The 19,450-nt window shown below is 39.0% G+C and carries 3 protein-coding genes; all 3 read right to left on the bottom strand.

All coding sequences use genetic code 11. The features are described from left to right. Positions 1-40: 40 nt before the first annotated feature. The gene (locus IM319_RS01905; protein ID WP_287734409.1) at positions 41-7,936 is read right to left on the bottom strand and encodes a type I polyketide synthase; all 7,896 of its coding nucleotides are present in this window, start codon (positions 7,934-7,936) and stop codon (positions 41-43) included. A gap of 131 nt (positions 7,937-8,067) precedes the next feature. After that, positions 8,068-8,823, bottom strand: coding sequence for an aspartate/glutamate racemase family protein (locus IM319_RS01900; RefSeq protein ID WP_286824305.1), 756 nt, complete (start codon positions 8,821-8,823; stop codon positions 8,068-8,070). Positions 8,824-8,854: 31 nt separating this feature from the next. Then, positions 8,855-19,312, bottom strand: a complete 10,458-nt coding sequence (locus tag IM319_RS01895; RefSeq protein WP_287734408.1) for a non-ribosomal peptide synthetase/type I polyketide synthase — start codon at positions 19,310-19,312, stop codon at positions 8,855-8,857. Positions 19,313-19,450 lie beyond the last annotated feature (138 nt).

The following is a 19,450-nucleotide window of genomic DNA, read 5'->3' as shown; positions in this document are numbered from 1 at the left end:
TTTTAACTTCAAGCTTTCTAACTTCAAGGCTTAGGATTATTTAATCTCCTAAAAAAGCCTCCAAATCAGTAAGTTCTTGTAAGATTAAATCCTCACTAATCTCCTGCTGAACTTCAGTGAAGTTAATCATCTTCTGGGCTGTTTTTTGAACTTTTTCACCGAAAATACGGTCAAACAGATAATCAACTAAGCGTCTAATATTAGGAAAGTCAAAGACTAAAGAAGTGGGTAAGAGAACTTCTAATCCTTTCTCTAAACGATTTTTCAATTCAATAGAGGATAAGGAATCAATCCCCATTTCTATCAATCCTTGTTCTGAATCTGGCATAGATTTAATCCCTAAAATAATTCTGACTTGTTTGCTAACATATTCTAACAAATATTCCCGACGTTCTCCTAAAGGAATATCCTCTAAAAGATCCAGTACAGAGTCTGATTCTTGAACAGACTTAATGGGAATTTCTGAGAGTCCTAAATTTTTTAGGAGTGGTTTCTCGCCTTTAAATTGATAGATATTTTTGAAACGAACCCAATCCACATCAGCGATTAAAACTTGTGTTTGATTAGAAGCCATAATAGCATCCATCACCCTCAAGGCCATATCTGGAGCAATTTCCCTGATACCAATCTGTTTGAGCCAGTCCTCATAGTCTTGAGAAACTATACCATTACCCGCCAATAATGCCCAATTTAAAGCCGTTGCGGGAAGCCCTTGAAGATGACGGAAATGAGCCAAAGCATCCAGCCAATGACTAACAGTATCATATAACCCTTGTTCCTTTGCCCCCCAAATAGCACCCGCCGAAGAAAACAGCACAAAATAGTCTAATTGAGTACCCAAAGATAGTTGATGTAAATTCCAAGAACCCTTAACTTTTGCCTGAAAAACTGCTTCGATATCCTGCAAAGTACAGTCTTTTAATTGAGCTTGTCGGCCTGAGATTCCGGCAAGATGGAAAATGCCACGCAAGGGATAAGCGGTTTTTTCAATCTGGGTAAATATGGACTGCATGGCCTCAAAATTGCCAACGTCTGCCGAAATCACTTCGATTGATGCTCCTTTTTCCTCTAATTTTCTGATTTTTTCTGATATTTGAGCTAATTCGGCTGCTGAATCCCACAGGAAGCGGGCTGGTAATGAGCGGCGTGTCGTTAAAATGAGATGTTTTGCTCCTAAATTGACTAAATGTTCCGCCAATTCTAAGCCTAGATGTCCTATTCCTCCCGTAATTAGGTAGGTAGCCTCAGGTTGAATCTTAACGGTTTTTGTCTCTAGAGACTTCAGAGGAAGCAGACGAGCAACATAGCCTTGACCTTTGCGGAAGACCAAATGATCCTCATCGTGAGCATGAGTTAATCCTAATAGTAATGCGGTAATATTTTGATTAATATCAAGGTCGGGATCAAGATCCAGCATACCTCCCCATAATTGCGGATTTTCTAGGGCAATAACACGCCCCATTGCCCAAAGAGGAGACTGAAACCCTAAAGAAGGCTGTTCTAATTCAAAGGGTTGGGCCCCCTGAGTGACAAGGAATAATTGAGGGGGATTAGGGATTGTTTGAATAGCTTTGAGAAGATTTAAAAGATAGTTACAGCGATTTAATAAAATGGATTCTGGTTGATCTTTGGCATCACTATTCAAAAGATAAATAATTCGATCTGGAGATGGATTTGACGCAAACCATTCCTCTAATTGTTGTAGTTGATTAGCATTCAAACAAGACTCAGAAGATGATATTTGTGTATTTTTATCCCCTTGATAAATTATCCGACAGGAATCACACTTTTTGAGTAGTTGCTCTTGAATCGCTAAGGGAAAAGTATTTTGTTGGGGGTCAACATCAGTAAAAATTAGCCAGTTTTTAGCGAGGTTAGGGGAGATTTCGGAACTTTGAGCCAGAATAATACTTTGCTGAAATAAAACACTACCTATTTTTTGATCAGGAGAAACAAATTCTACCTGAGAAAACCCCGATTTAAGCAGAATAGATTCCCAAGTCGATGCTGTAATTATAGGATGATTTGGGCGCAAATGATAATCGCTAAAACGCCACCAACCTTGGGTCAGACCAAAGATTAAATCAATCCAGGAAGATTGCTGAGTTAATTCTAACAGTAATAAATGACCGCCTGGACGTAGTAAACTTTGAATATGAGGCAAGGTTTCCTCTTGTAAATTGGCGGTAGAGTGTAAGACATTAGCTGCGATAATCAAGTCATAAGAATGACAGCAAAACCCTTGGGATTTCGGACTTTTTTCAATATCGAGTACTTTGTATTCTAGTCCAGAAAATTCAGCCAAATTATCTCTAGCTTTCTCTAGAAAGAAGGGGGAAACATCAGTGAATGTGTAGGTAATTTGACGAGACTTACAAGCTTTAAGAACCTGTTGGGTTGTAGCTCCAGTTCCCGCGCCAATTTCGAGAATGCGGAGGGAAGCTGAGGGAGCATAACTTGAGAGTAGAAGTTCAACGGTTTTAGAGATACCCAGATTGAGAATTTTTGCCGAAGATGTATTTTTATAAAACTCGCTGGCTCCTCCTTGTCCATCTTGAGAAAATAGGATAGATAAAGGAGATATTTTTCCCGTAATAATGGCTGCTAAATTTGTGGCAACTTGTCGAAATAGATTGAGTTCTATTTGAGCATTAGGATAATGATTGATTAAATCCTCTACCGCTAAATCAGGATTAGAGTGTTCGGGTTCTTTAATAATTTTCCATAGGGTATTTTGCTTTTCTAAAATGCCGACTTTCGCTAATATTTCTAGAACATGATTCCAGAAAGATTTATATTCTTGTTTGAGTTCAGCTTGAATAAAACTTTGATCGGGATCAAGAAAGGTATTCATTTGAAAGAGTTCTAAATCTTTCAGAGCTTTAACTACAAAGTCAGCTGCCAGTTTTTCCATTTCGGAAAAAGCGAGAGAAACTCCCATCAATTCTGAGGAGTGTAATTGGGGTTCTAAGTAAACCTCTAAATCCGTTTTAAGGGTGGTCAGATTTTCTAGCTTACCGTTGGCTAAATCCCAGGGAAGCCAAGCTACTTGATAAAGTAATTTGGCAAAATTAAAGTCCTCTTTTTCTTGATAATACAGTTTAATCAACTGTTGAACAATGGCGGATATTGTTGGTTTTTCATCTTCAGAATAATGACCTGTTTCTAAGAGGGTTTGCATTAAAGTAGTTTTGTCCTTTTCAGATAACATTTTGACCAGATTAGATTCCCGTGGAACAGTTGCAGATGGGGTTTTTAAAGAAATCCAGTGTTGACGTTTTTGAAAGGGATAAGTAGGTAAAGCACATCGTCTAGGATGATAGTCTTGATCAAAACTAAACCAGTCTATCTTTGCACCGCGAACATAAAGTTTGCCCAGACTTTCTAATAAAACTTGCCAATCAGAAAATCCTGAGCGTAAACTGGGTAGAGTTAGAGGTTCAGATGAAGATAGGGATGATTGAACAATTCCTGAGAGAATAGGTTGAGGTCCAATTTCAATAAAGGTATCACATCCGAGAGATTGTAGGAATAAAGCCCCTTGATGAAATTGTACCGTATTTAGTAAATGTTGAAGCCAATACTCAGGAGTCATAATGCTGTCATCAGCAATTTCTCCTGTTAGGTTAGAGACCAGAGAAATTTGAGGTTGACTGAAAGAAGTCTCTTGAAGAATCGTTTTAAATTCTGCAACCATTGGCTCTACTAAAGGGGAGTGAAAAGCATGGGAAACTTTGAGTTGACGAACTTTCACCCCGGCATTATTGAAATGGTTACAGAGTTCTTGAATTACGCTTTTTTCTCCAGAAATAACGGTATGTTGTTCCGCATTAATGGCAGCAATAGCGATTTTTATGCCTTGGCTTTGGCACTGCTCAATAACTGAGTTCTTATCGAGAAAAATAGCGGCCATTTCCCCTTGATTTTGGGGTAACTGCCCCATCAAATTGCCTCGATGGGTGACCAGCTTTAAGCCACTTTCAAGATCAAAAACGCCAGCAAAACAAGCAGCAGAATATTCTCCTAAACTATGCCCTAAAATGGCGGCCGGTTGAATTCCCCAAGAATGCCATAATTGAGCGAGAGCAACTTCAATCAGAAATAGTGCCGGTTGGGTATAAGCGGTTTGGTTTAAGGGGTCATCTGTATCAGCAAATACGACGTTTAGCAGGGATTTACCCGTTAGTTTTTGATAGTAGTTTTCCCCTGCGTCTAAAGTTTTTCTAAAGGTGGGTTGAGTCTGATAGAGTTGATGAGCCATCCCTGCATATTGAGAACCTTGTCCTGTAAATAAAAAGGCAATTTTAGGCGGTCTTTTTTCATCAACTATACCATGAATAGTTGACTGATAATCTAGTTGCTTGAACTGACGTAATTGTTCAATAAAATCACTGTTTTTATAGCCAGTTAAGGCTAAACGATTCGAGAAATGAACTCGGCCTGTATTGGCCGTAAATACTACATCAGACATATCCTTTTCAGGTTGACTTTCTAAAAAGTCTATGTAGCGACTTACTAAATCTGTTAAAGCCGGTTCGGTTCGAGCGGAAAGGGTGAGCAAATGATAGGGACGTTTGCTCTGATTGTCTTGAGGAATAATGGGAGGAGCTTCTTCTAGAATAACATGAGCATTAACCCCGCCAATACCTAAAGAGTTTACCCCTGCCCGTCGGGGTAATTTTTCGTCCTTGTCTTGCTTAGTAGTCCAAGAAATAGCTTCATTATTAATATAAAAAGGAGTCTGAGAAAAATTAATTTGAGGGTTAGGATTTTGGAAATGTAATGTAGGTGGAATAACTCTATATTTGAGGGCTAAAGTCGCTTTAATTAAACCGGCAATACCGGAAGCAATCTGCATATGTCCGATATTAGTTTTTACTGAACCTAAAGCACATTCTCCCTCATTTGCACCCTGATAAACTTTAGCTAAAGCATCAACTTCAATGGGATCTCCAAGGGGGGTTCCTGTGCCATGAGCTTCTACAAAACTAATTGTATTAGCATCAACACCGGCAAAGGCTAGGGCTTCCGTAGCGGCAGCAATTTGACCCTCTCCACCAGGCGCAGTAAATCCTAATTTTTGGCCACCATCATTATTAATAGCAGAGCCTTTAATAACTGCATAAATATGGTCATGATCGGCTAAAGCATCTGACAATCTTTTGAGCAGAATTACTCCTACTCCACTGCCAAAAATAGTCCCTTTTGCTTCAGCATCAAAGGCGCGACAATGACCATCAGGAGACATGATCAGTCCTTCTTGATATAAGTAACCAATTTTTTGAGGAGAATTAATTGAAGCAGCTCCAGCTAGAGCCATGTCACTTTCTCCACTAATTAGACTCTGACAAGCGAGATGAACTACAACTAATCCAGTAGAGCAAGCAGTTTGAACATTAACGCTTGGGCCCTGTAAGTTTAGTTTATAAGAAATTCGCGTTGTTAAATAGTCTTTGTCATTAGCTACCATTGTTTGAAACCCTCCCGTTGAATCTAGTGTGAAGGGTTGTAACTCGTCATTACTATCTAATTGACCCCGATTAGGATAACAATTATTTATCAAATAGGTGTTCATACTTGCGCCAGCAAATATACCAATTGATCCTTGATAAGTACTAGGATTATAACCAGCGTTTTCTAAACATTCCCAACTACATTCAAGAAGTAAACGTTGCTGAGGGTCTAGTAATTCTGCCTCTCTATCTGTATAGCCAAAAAATTCGCTGTCAAAGTATTCAACTTGATCGAGAATTGGTCTAGCTCTAACATAATTAGGCTGATTAAAGAGTTCCGGAGACACTCCCGACTCTCGTAATTCTTCTTCCGAAAAGAAAGAGATAGTTTCGATTCCATTTTTTAAATTTTCCCAGAAGGTTGTTAAATTTTTAGCCCCTGGGAATTGCCCCGCCATACCAATAATTGCAATGTCATGGGTTTCATTATGGCGACGGGTCCGATTTTCGGCACGTTGACGGCTTTTTTGTGCTATAACTTGAGTGGTATTTGATTCTTCGCTTAAGAAACGGGCTAGGGTGGCAACGGTAGGATTTTTAAACATTTCAGCAAGGGATAGCTGACGGTTAAAAAGTTTTTCAAGTTCATTTTGAACTCGGATTAAGTGTATAGAATGTCCCCCTAGTTCAAAGAAGTTATCCTCCAAACCAACTGAGGTTAACTGTAAAACTTCACTCCAAACTGCTGCTATTTGACGTTCATTTTCTGATTGAGGTAAGGTTTGATTTTTCTGGCGCTCTTTTGCTAAATATTGATCTATTTCTTGGATAAGGCTGGTAAATAATCCCTGTTCAAAATCCTTTTTTAATTTAGATTTTTGAACCTTGCCAATAGAGGTTTTAGGAACTAAATTCCTTTCTAAGGGAATGACATAAGCTGGAGCAATCCCGAATTTTTGGGTCAAATGACTGCGAATTTTTCTAACAACTTTTATCCAGTGTTCAAATTGATCAGATTCTGGGCTAAAAGTAATAATTAATAAATCAGTTTCTCGACTTTGATCAAAGACAGCAAAGGCGGCTGTATAAGATACTTTAACCCCTTCTAATTCTTCGATTGTTGTTTCAAGTTCATGGGCAAAGTAATTAACACCATTAATTATAATTTCTTGTTTTTCTCGCCCAGTAATAAAGAGTTCCCCATTAAATAAATACCCCAAATCTCCCGTAGTAAACCACCCTTCTTGAAAAACTTCCAGGTTGAGTTCAGTATTATTGTAATATCCTTTAGTAACAGAATTACCTTGAATTTGAAGCTTTCCAATTTCTCTTTCAGGTAAAGGATTATTTTCCTGATCGACTATCCGGATAGTTGCTCCAGGAATCGGCTTTCCTAGAGAGACAAAACTATTTTCTTCGGTGAGTTCATTTTTACTTAAACCGGCTGACCAAGTAATCCCAGAACAGGATTCAGTCATGCCAAAAGCTGGTTTAATCGCTCTCTCCCGTAGTTGATGTTTTTCAAGAATTTCTAAGAATAGGCGAATCGTTTTTACTGAAACTTGCTCGCCAGCATTCACTAAAAATTTCATTGAGGAGAGGTTATAAGAGGCGTGCTTAAGTTCTTCGGCCTGTTGATTAATTAAGGAAAATGCAAAGTTAGGGGACCAAGAAATGCTTACTTGATGCTTTTGAATGAGGTCTAACCATTGGAGAGGTTGGCGTAGGACTAATTCCATCGGAACATGAATTTGATGACAAGCCAAATCTACCGCCATAATTCCTAAAAATACGATAGCTCCTACATGATCTAAGGGCATCCAATTAAGGGTAACTTCTTGTTGGGTAAAGTGGTTCATTGCCACTGTACCAGCAGTCATGGACAGAATATTATGATGAGTTAATATTACTCCCTTGGGCATACCCGTACTACCCGAAGTAAAAAGTAATAAGGCCGTATCTTGTGGATCAATAATCGGTAATTGATGGACTTTAGAGGGGGCTTTTCTGAGTTCATTAACCGAGATAACTTGCCACCCTTCTAGATGAGAGTAGGTTCCTAATTTTTCTATTTCAGTAATTAGTTCACTGTCGGATAATATCAAAGGATTGTCTAAAATTTTCCAAACATTCTCTAGTTTTTTGACGGCAGAATTTTCCAGATCATAGCTAGGAGCAACGGTCAAAGGAACTGGAATAATTCCCCCTAAAAAACAAGCCCAGAGTGCGGGAATAAAGTCTTGATTTTTGGCAATTTGTAGAATGACTTTATGCCCTAATTTTATTCCTTTTTGTTCCAGTCCATTTAAAATAACCAGAGCATCTTGATATAAGTCTTGATAACTCTGAAAATATTCAGTTGCGTCATTTTTAATATAAGTAATTCCATGATTATTATGTTGAGTGGCACTTTCTAAGACTTCTGACAGAGTCCGCCAATTATCTTCCAATTGTCCTCCAAAACTGATTGAATGCTTAGACACTTTTTTTACACCTCTTGATCAAAAATAGAACCAATCTCGACAACCCTATGAATCAGTATATCGCTACGCGCAAGTTAAAAGTCAGAAGTGGCCAATTCAAGTTTGAATTGTACCTCCTAGGGGTGCGATGGTCAAGGGCTTTTTGGGTTTGAAGGTTGATGGCAGTCGGTCACTAGATCTACCTGAGCTTGTTTGATGATTAACTGAGAAAAGTTTTGAGCGATGGTACTTAAAGGATCGATCGCTTTAATGGAGTCAATTCCTTTGAGTTTGAGAGATTTTGTTAAGAGATGAAATTCGGTACACCCAGAAATATAGGAGCGAGTGTTATATTTCTCTAATAATGCTTCTATATCCCTAAGAATACTTAACGGATCGTGTCCTCTTTTTAGCACTTTATAGATCATTTCATGAATCAACTTTTGATCACTTTCTGAGAGAGAAATAATCAGATCTGCGGTGGTGCAGCCTTCATGAAATAATTTTTTCTGGTAAGTCCCTGTACTAGCAAGTAAAAGGGTAGGTTCATTATATTCTTGGAGTTCTTGATCCGCTATTTTAATTAAGGAAATAAGTTTATCCGTCAGATTTTCGGGAATCTGAGGTAGAGCATAATGAGCCGTACAACAGCCAATGACTATGCAATCAGCCAGTTTATTGAGATGTTCCAAATTGACTTGGATAAAATCAATAAATTCTCTTTCTTTTCCACTATCAATAGAACCTGTGCGATCAGGTGCAGAGGGAAGAGAAAAAACGATGACATTAGGGGCTTCTTGTTCCTTATCAATAAAAGGGTTATATTCATAAATCGACTTAAGAAATTCGGCGGTAACCACTGGTCCCATACCCCCTAAAATGCCAAGAATCGGTAGTTTTGTCTTCATTAAAATCTCCGGCTCGTATAATTGCTGTTGACTAAAAATTAAAGTCTTCTGCGAACAGATCCTGCTCCTCTTGAATCAGATTTTCTGAGGAAGCTAAGGATAAGTTTATCAAAGGTTCATGGGCAAATTTTAAAACTTGCTCTAGCCAATTTTTTAACAAATCTATGATCAATAAAATTCGCTCATGGATAAATATATCTGTGTTGTAGATTAGCTTGAGATAAAGTTCTTCTTCCTCAACAAAGATAAATTCTAAATCAAATTTAGCGGTAATCATTTTTGGGTCAATGGAGTTAACTGTAATTCCGTTCAAGGCGAGATCTACATTTTGATTATTTTGCAGGACAATTGCAACATCAAAGAGAGCATTCCGGCTAGGATCTCGTTGTAAATTCAAATCAGATACGATCTGATCAAAGGGATAGTCTTGATTATCATAAGCCTCTAAAGTGGTTGTTTTTACTTTGCTAAGGACATCCGTAAAACTGTCGTGATCTGCTATCTGATCCCGCAGGACTAGAGTGTTAACATAAAATCCGATTTGATCTTCTAAATCAGGATGATTTCTGCCGGCGATAGCAGAGCCTATTGTAATTTCATTTTGCTCAGTATAACGGAATAGAAAACTCTTAACCAAACTAACTAAACCCATAAATAAACTGGCTTCTTGTGCTTTAATTAACTTCTCAAAAGTATTGATCAATTCGGGTTCAGGTTGCCATGTAATTGTATTTCCTTGAAAACTTTTAACAGGTGGGCGCGGATAATCAACAGGTAAGTTAAGACGCACAGGGACAGGAGTTAATTTAGCTAACCAGTAATCCCGTTGACCTTGAAGTTTCGAGGTTTCTAATTGACTTTCTTGCCAAGAAGTATAGTCTTTATAATGAATTCTGAGAGGGGGCATTAATTGGTAATTTTCTTGTCCATAGGCGTGATAATGGGTGAGGAAATCTTTAATTAAAACCCCTGCTGACCAACCATCAGAAATGATATGGTGCATATTAAACAAGACGATGTAATTCTCTTGGCTTAGTTTAAGTAAGTTAACTTTAAGTAACGGTCCGACTTCTAAATCAAAAGTCGTTTTGGCATTATGGGCAATCGCTTCTTCGATCAAGTTTTCTTGTTCTGTCCTAACATAAGCTGTCAGGTCTATTTGTTTAATGACAAAGTTCATTTGATTATGGACAACTTGACGGGGTTGATTATTGATTAAAGTAAAGGTTGTCCGCAAAATTTCATGGCGTTGAATTAACTGTTGAAAGGCATTTTCAAAAGCATCAATATTAAGATTGCCCTTGAATTGATAAGCACTGGGCATTCCGTAAGCATTATGATTGTGATCTAGAAATTCTAAAGCCCAAAGACGACGCTGACCATGAGACATCGGATAGGATTTTTGGGGGGGAATTGCCGCAATGGGTTCTTGATAATTGTATTGAGTCTGGGAGATTAAAGTCGCCAATCCAGCAATGGTTGGAACTTTAAAGAAGTCAGCCAATTTTACGGATACATTTAGTTCTTTATGAACCCGGGTTACAACCCTTGATAAGAGTAGAGAATGACCGCCAATTTCAAAGAAGTTATCAAAAATACCGATAGGATATTTAGAGAGAATTTTTTCCCAGATGCTAACGAGATTGGATTCTAAATAATTCCGGGGTGGAACATAATTAGAATTAACCAGAGATTTACTGGTTTCTCTGAGTTCTCTCAGGGAGTGCAGGTCAAGTTTCCCATGTCGAGTTAAGGGGAATTGCTTTAAAAAAATAAAGTAACTCGGAATCATATAAACTGGTAAAAATTTGGCAAGAAATTCTCGAATCTCAGCAATTTCCAGAATTTTGTCTGTTTGACAGTAAGCAGATAATTGAGTTTGATTATTCACTTGAACGGGTAAAACAATCGCCCTTTCAATGGGAGCATAACGAGTCAATTGATATTCAATTTCTCCGGGATCAATTCGATAACCATTGACCTTAACTTGATTATCTTTTCGTCCTATAAACTCAATGATACCGGGAGCAGTTTGCTTGCCTAAATCGCCGGTTCTAAAGAGAGTTTTTGTCTCATCAAGAAAGCTAGGTTTAAATTTTTCTTGAGTCATTTCGGGTTGGTTATGATAACCCGATGCTAGGGCGGCACCTTCTACACAAATTTCGCCGATTACATGGAGGGGAACGGGATTATTAAATTCATCAAGAACCCCTAAGCGATTGTTATGGAAAACTTGACCGAGGGGGATTTCGCTGTCTAAGTTTTCCGTGATTTCATACTGGGATACTCCTACACAAGTTTCTGTAGATCCGTAGACATTGCTAACAATTTCTGCTGGAAAACGTTTCCGTAAAGCTAAGGCAGTTTCCCGATCTAATTTTTCCCCTCCTACCGAGATATATTTTAAGCTGGAAATGGTTTCTTCTGGTTCAAGTAGCCCGAAGATTTCTCGATAGATAGATGGGGTGGTGTGTAGGGCATTAATTTGATTTTCCTGTAAGAAAGAAACCAAATGTCCTATATATTTTATTTCGTACATATATAGGGATGCACCTATGGTTAAGGGGAGAAAAATATTACGAATAGATGGATCATGAGTAACAGCAGCTGTGAAAATATAGCGCCATTCAGGATGTTTATCTAAATCAAAGGTAAGTCGTAAGCTTTGAATAACATTCAAAATTGAGATGTGACGGCCCATGACTCCTTTAGGATTACCAGTTGAGCCTGAAGTGTAGAAAATATAGGCGGTTTGGCTAGAGTTGCGGAATATTTTAGGCTCATTTTTGTCATATTTTTCAACAATAGGATCGATTTTATCTAAGCAAATTTTCTCTATTTTTTCAGGTAACTTAGAGATAAAATTACTCTCCGTTAGGCAAACATGACAGCCACTATCTTTTAAAATAAACTCAATGCGACTGTTAGGATATTGAGAGTCTATAGGAACGTAAGTCGCTCCAGTTTTAAAGGTAGCCAGAATCCCGATGATTAAGTTGTGATCACGCTGGAGCATCACCCCAATCACTTTTCCTACACCTAGCTGATATTCCTGCTGTAAATAATGAGTAAGACGATTGACTTTTTCATTTAATTCTTGATAGCTAAGGCTAATTTTTCCCGCAATTAAGGCGGGAGCATTAGGGGTTAATTTAACTTGAGCTACAAAGTCATCAATGATGGTGGATTTTTCAGGGAGTTTGCGAGTTTTTCCCGTTAATTGTCTGAGTAACTGCTCTTGTTGTACTGAGGTTAATAAAGGTAACTGATAAAGAAGATTATTAGCATCGTCAATGATTCCCCTCAGCAAAATTTCAAAGCTTTCAATAAATTGTTTAATTGTCTCTTTTTTAAAGAGTTCTGTATTGTAATTGCAGTAAATAATGAGGTTATCATTAAGTTCAATTAAGTTAAATCCTAGATCAAAAGGGGTGTAACCAATCGGTTCCGGTGGCAAGGATACTTTTAAGTCTTTAAACTCAGGCAGAGTTAAACTAGGATCCATGTTAAAAGATACCGAAATGAGAGGGGAACGAGAAAAATCTCTAGGTAATTGTAAAGCTGCTAATAAATCCTCTAAAGTATAACTCTGATGGCGAAAAGCGTCTATCAGGGTTTGTTTAGTATGTTGTAAATGTTCAATAAAAGAGGTGGTAGCATCGACTTGTATCCGCAGGGGTAAAAATTGAGAACAAAAGCCTACTAAGTTGTCACTGCCTTCTATTTGTCGCCCAGAAATAGGAATACCAATGACTAAATCTTTATGGCCAGAAATTCGACGCAAAAAAGCAGTATAAGCGGCGAACATCGTCATAAATAATGTAGCTTTATTTTTGCGTCCTACTTTCTGCAAATTTTGCCCAACTTCAGAAGGAATGACTTGACTTTCTTGTCCACCAGTGTAGGTTTTAACAGCGGGACGGGGAAAGTCGGTGGGAAGCTCAAAGGTTGGCAGATGTTCTTGATAGGTTTTCAACCAAAAATCCCGATGCTCTAACATTTGTGGACTTTGCGTCTCTTGCGCTCGCAAAGTTAAATATTGCCGAAACTGCATCGGTGGTTTGAGAACCTCTTTAGTTGTGTTATTTGGGGATGAATAAAATTGACCAATTTCCTGCAAAATTAATCCTAGTGACCAACCATCTGCCACAATATGATGAGTTTTTAAAGATAGCAGATAATGGTCAGGTTTTAAGCGCATTAAAATCACAGCAAATAAGGGGGCAATCGACAAGTCAAAGGGTTTTTGGGAAAACTGAGATCGTAACGCTAATGCCGTCGCTTCGGGATTATCTTCATCCTTCAAATCAATTAGTTTTAATTTAATGTTAACTTCATTGACAACTTCCTGTAATTCTCCTTGTTCTATAATTTGGGTTCGCAAAGCTTCATGGCGATTAATAACTTGATTAATCGTTTTTTCTAAAATGTAAACATCTAAAGAACCTCGTAATTCTAGGGATGTTGTGACGTTATAGGATGCTGAAGCATTACGGTCTAATTCAGCTAATAACCAAAGCTGACGTTGAGCTTCACTGGTGGGAAAGGATTGATTTAAAGATGGTAAATGTCCCCTACCATCTTCATCTTCAGAGAGCGGCTTTTTTTCTTCTTTCTTGACTTGGGGGCGTTTAGCATTAGCAAAAAAACCGGCTTGCTGCAATTCCGTAATCGCTTCTTTGACAGCTACTATAACTTTGTCTATATCTTCATTAGTATGGCAGGTGGAGAGAAAACAAACTCGTTTTTCCCATGTGTAGATCCCTTTGAGATTTAATAGATAATAAAAGAGGGGTAATTCGATGGGTTGTAAGAAGATACTATAAGCTCCAAAAGGTTCAAAGCGGAATAAAGAGCCAAAATTAACAACCCGAATCGGAATGCCTATTTCTTGAAAAAACTGATTGACTTCGGTGGCTAATCGATGAGTTAATTGATTCACTTTTTCTTGAATCGTTGTACTGTTTTCCCGAAGATGTAACAGCACAGCACGACAAGCAGCAAGGGCTAAAGGATGACGACAAAAAGTTCCCCCAAAAGCGGTTAACTCGGTTTGGGGATGAGAGTCATCTCCGTATTGCCAGAAACCGCCGTCAACGGTATCTAAGAAATCTGCTTTACCGCAGATCATACTAATTGGTAAACCTCCTCCAATGGCCTTACCATAAATGACTATATCGGCTTCAACATTGAACCATTCTTGCGCTCCTCCCGGAGCAATCCGAAAGCCGGTAATAATTTCATCAAAAATGAGTGTGATTCCTTTTTTGTGGGTTATTTGTCGTAGTTTTTGCAGAAATTCTTGAGGCTGTAAATCGGGTTTGCGACTTTGAACTGGTTCGACTAATACGGCGGCTAAATCATCAGCATGAGTAGCAATAATATCGAGGCTTTCTTCAACTCCATAACTCAAGACTATTACGTCTTCAACCATTCCTAAAGGGGTGCCTAGACTTAAAGGTTGAGCAGTGGTTTTATCTTCTCCTACTCGTGCTAAGATGCCGTCAAAAGTTCCATGATAGGAGCCGGCAAACATAACGATTTTTTGACGTTTTGTACGGGAGCGAGCAATGCGAACAGCCGCCATAATCGCCTCGGTTCCCGTATTACTAAAAGCGACTCTTTCGACTCGGCCCATTTCACTAATTAAAGCGGCGGTTTCGGCGGCCAGATTTGACTGCATTCCTAAACCTATTCCTCGATTTATTTGTTCTTGAACCGCTTCAATGACAAAATCAGGACTATGCCCAAAAAAGTTAACCCCAAACCCCATGGCTAAGTCAATGTAATTATTGCCATCAATGTCCTTAAAATAAGCCCCTTGAGCGGATTCTGAAACAATGGGATATTGAAATTCTTTTAAGGCCATGCGGAAGTCAATGGTCGGTTTAACATCTACCATTGTCTTACGGCTATTTTGTGAATAGGCTTTTGATTTGGCGGTTTTCTGGTTATAAATACCCTGTAAATTTTGAATAAAGGCTTGTTGTTGTTCGGTTAAGGATTTGTTCTCAGTGAGCTTTAAGGCTAAGGGGTTTAAATTGGGAGAACTAGGTTTCTCAGGAGATTTGGGCTTCTCTTGAGAAACCGGCGGGTAAGTTTCTATTTTAGAGCTTTGGGCAGGAATGATTTGAGTCTGATTCGTTAATATTTCGGGGGCTATACTGGGGGAGACGGGGGCAGTTTGAAGAACTTCTAATTGCTTGATAATGGTTTTTTCATGGAGGTCTTTTAGGTCTTTTAAAGATTGTAATTGAGCCATCATTAAGGCTTCTTTACCAGAGCTTTCACCAGAGACAGTGAGCTTAGGCATTGCAGGAATTGAGAGGGGTTCATCTGGCACACAAGCAAGAATTAATTCTTGTCCATTGTTAATGGGAATATTGTTTTGTTTAGAGAAACTATTCGCCGTAGCAAACCCACAACTTTTTAAAACGGAACACCAATTTTCACCCCTTAATAAGGGAGTATCTGAGCGTAATTGTTGATCCTGAAAGCGCCACCATCCGGGGGTTAATCCAAAGGTTAAATTCAGCCATGAGTTATTTTCTACGGTTTCGAGGAGAACTAAGTAACCGCCGGGGCGCAGAAGTTCCCGAATATGGGTTAGAGTTTCTGTAATATTTCGGGTTGCATGAAGGACGTTAGCGGCCACAACAATATGATAAGTATGGGCAGGTATCCCCTGAGAAATGGGGGACTTTTCAATGTCTAGTTGATGAAAGTTTAGGTTATATTTTTTCTGAAATTTTTGCCTAGCTTGATGCAGTAAGAAGGGAGAAACTTCGCTAAAAGAATAAGTGACATGATCGAGGTTTAAGTGGTTAAGAATTGCTTCTGAAGTGGCACCAGTTCCTCCTCCTATTTCGAGAATTCGATAGGGGCGATCACTATTAGAAAAGTTCTTTAAAATCTGGTTAATAGCTTGGGCAACTCGTTGATTCATCAATCGAGATACGGGAGAGTTGCCATAGATACTTTCTGCATGAGCAACGGAACCTTCTGGGAAAATTAATGTCAAGGGATCTGTATTTCCCTTAAGAACTTCTGCTAAATTTTCGCCGCAGCGTTGCAACATTTCTAATTCAGGTTTTGCAGACGGACAAATTTTTTCTAGCTTTTGTAGGGCTTGGGGTAAGGAAAAATACTCAGGCAAGTTTTTGACAGTCCAAATATTCCCTTTATTTTGAAGAATATTAGCTTGCTCTAAATCCTGCAAATAACGATTGAGCAAAATGTGATATTTGGGAGCAATAGGTAAGGTTTGTCTTAGGGTTTCTATTGTCCATTGTTCCCCCTGATTAAGTTTTTTCCCTAAGGACTCTAAAGCCTTGATGATATAGGCTGTAGCGATGGGTTGCAATTGATTAATGACTTGCAGATAATTGCTTAATTCTGTCTCGTCATCGATAACTTTAGTTGTTATTTCTGAAGTATTTTCTAAGGGTTTCTCTTTTACAAATTGGCAGAGGTGTTCGGAGATATCAACAAGAGTTTGTAAATCGGTAAAGAGTTGATCTATTTTAACTTTGACTTGAAATTTTTCTTCAATTTTGCGAGAAAAGTCAGTCAAGATAATTGAGTCTGCTCCTAAGTTTAGTAATGTCTCATCCTCCGGCAGATCATTCTCATCTTCTTTCAGAAGTAAAGCCAGAATTGATTTTAATTGATTACGGATTTCCTGTTGATGCTTTTGCATATTAAAAACTGTGGTTTCGGTAAGGTTAGAAGTTTGTGAGTCTAGGAATATTTTGTCAATGCTCTGATTTTCTGTTCGAGGATTAGGCTGAAATTGGAAAGGTTTTCTTTGAAAGGGATAGTTCGGCAATCTGACTTTTTTATAGCCATAATTCTGATTGAATTGTTCTGGGTTGAAAGGCAGGCCATTGAGGTAGAGTTGTCCCAAGGCTGAAAGAATTGTATGCCAGTTATCTAAGCCACGATTGAGAGAACTTAACCAGATGACCTCATCTTTATAACGACGACCTTGTTCTGCCAGTATTGGTCTTGGTCCCACTTCTAAAAATAGGTTATATCCCTTGTTGAAAGCGGTTATCAAACTCGACAAAAATCTTACTGGTTCTCGGCATTGTTTGCTCCAATAAGTGGCATCTGGTGCATTTTCTAAAACCTCTCCATCAAGTCCTGAAAGTAAGAGAATTTGGGGTCGTTGATAAGAAATTTGACGAGCCTCTTTTTCAAATTCTTTTAAAATTGGCTCCATTAAAGGGGAATGAAAAGCCTGAGTAACGGGGAGATATTGGGCGGGAATTTTTTGCTTTTTGCAGGTGCTAATAACTTCCTCAAGGCTGGCACTTTCTCCAGCAATAACAATCTGTTGAGGATGATTAATGGCAGCTATTGAAACCGTTTCATTATAATTTTTAATTAGGGAACTTACTGTCTCTTCATCAGCAAAAATTGAAGCCATTTTCCCGGAGGTTGTGGTTTGCATTAATTGCCCCCGTTTGACAATTAAGGCGAGTCCAGCTTCTAAGCTAAATACTCCTGCGATACAAGCTGCTACATATTCTCCCACACTATGGCCAATCAGTAAACTGGGGGTAATTCCCCAAGATTTCCATAGCATTGTTAGGGAATATTCTAGGGCGAATATAGCCGGTTGAGCGTAAGCGGTTTGATTGATTAAATCGGTCTGTTCACCAAATAATATTTCAGTTAAAGGATGGTCTAAATACTTCGCTAATATTTCGCCACATTGATCAATATATTGACGAAATGTCGGCTGAGTTTGATAGAGTTGATGCCCCATGCCGGGATAACAAGCCCCTTGCCCTGTAAAAAGAAAAACAATTTTAGGGGATTTTTCTGATGTAAAACGTTGATAAAAAGTCAAATCATCAAGTGGGTTTTCTTCAGCAAAAGCGGCTAATCTTTGTTGTAATTCTGGACAAGTATCGCCAACAATGGCTAAACGTTCAGGTAAATCTATCCTTCCGACAGCTGCACTATAACAAATATCTCCAATTTCAGGATGAGATTCTAGGAGGGTATGAAAACGTTTAGCTAATTCTTTTAAAGCGGTTGTGTTGTGGGCTGAAAGAGTTAAGAGATGACTAGGAATTTGTTGTTGAATTTCTGAGATTTTGCTGACGGGTGCTTGTTGAACAATGACATGGGCATTTGTGCCAGAAAACCCGAAAGAACTTACCCCAGCTATGGGTACTTTATTGTTATTCGGCCAAGGTATATTTTGAGTAGGAATTTTAATAGGATGGTCTTCCCAATCAACCAGAGGATTAGGGCTTTGGAAATGAAGATGGGGAGGGATTTTACCCTGTTGAAGAATCAGAATCGTTTTAATTATTCCCGCCATGCCAGCAGCGGCTTCAAGGTGGCCGATATTGGTTTTCACTGAGGCGACATAAAGAGGGTCGGAGCGCTTTCCATAAACTGAGGCAATGGCATTCAATTCGATGGGATCTCCTAAAGAAGTACCTGTGCCATGAGCTTCTATGTAGCTGACATCTTCAGGGACTATTCTGGCATCAGCTAGAGCTTGACGGAGCAATTCTTGCTGGGCGGGTCCACTGGGTACGGTTAAACCTGCAGCAGCGCCATTATGATTCACTGCCGAACCTCGCAACAGGGCAAGAATTTGATCCCCGTTTTTCTGGGCTTCTGATAAAGTTTTTAAAATTAAAACCCCACAGCCTTCCCCTCGCACATATCCATTTGCAGAGGCATCGAAAGTCTTGCAACGCCCATCGGGGGACATCATTCCCGACTGAGAAAGAGTAATCGTAATTGCGGGTTCTAAAATGAGGTTTACCCCACCCACTAAAGCGAGTTCACATTCACGATTTCTCAGGCTACGAATCCCCTGATGGACGGCTACTAATGAGGAGGCACAGGCTGCATCAATCGAGAGACAAGGACCGTGAAGATTGAGAAAATAAGATAGCCTGCCAGCGGCTGCGCTTAGAGCATTGCCGGTGCCAAAAAAAGAGTCAATTTGATCATAGTTTGTGCCGTAAACCTTCAGGGCATGGTCAATGCTAGTAATCCCCACAAATACCCCTACTTTATTATCGGCTAAATTTTTCAGAGGTAAATTGGCATTTTCTAAGGCTTCCCAAGCAACTTCTAAGAGTAACCTTTGTTGAGGATCCATGGAGGCAGCTTCTCTTGCTGAGATCGAAAAGAAACGGGCATCAAATTCTGTGATATTCTCTTGAAGAAATCCCCCATAAGCGGTGTTCATTTTTCCTAAAGTTGGTTCTTGAGAATACAGTTTTGATATATCCCAACGGCTTTTAGGAACTTCTACTATCGCATCAAGTCCAGCTTGACAAAAACTCCAATACTTTTCTGGGGAATTAATACCTCCCGGAAAACGACAGGCCATTCCGACCACCGCAATGGATTCACTTTGTCTCGTCTCTAATTCATTGATACGAGCCTGCATTACCTCCATTTTGCTTAAGGTCGTTGCCATTAATTTTTTGTAATCTATACTCTCAACCATGCCCCATTCTCGATAATTTCTAAGTTTATACGCCGTTAAACATAAATTAGGATGCTACTATCAGTGAATATAAACAAAAGTTTAACCCCACAGAGTTAAGCTTACTCATGTTCATCTACTTAGCCTACCACATCTCAT

The organism is Microcystis sp. M113S1, from assembly GCF_020246945.1.
GTDB lineage: Bacteria > Cyanobacteriota > Cyanobacteriia > Cyanobacteriales > Microcystaceae > Microcystis.
Note: the sequence above shows the minus strand (reverse complement) of the source record. Positions and strands in the feature narration are given on the sequence as shown.

What these genes read in the sequence shown, in the direction of transcription:
- IM319_RS01900 (WP_286824305.1), bottom strand. Translation starts at nt 8,823, where the DNA reads ATGAAGACAAAACTACCGATTCTTGGCATTTTAGGGGGTATGGGACCA.
- IM319_RS01895 (WP_287734408.1), bottom strand. Translation starts at nt 19,312, where the DNA reads ATGGTTGAGAGTATAGATTACAAAAAATTAATGGCAACGACCTTAAGC.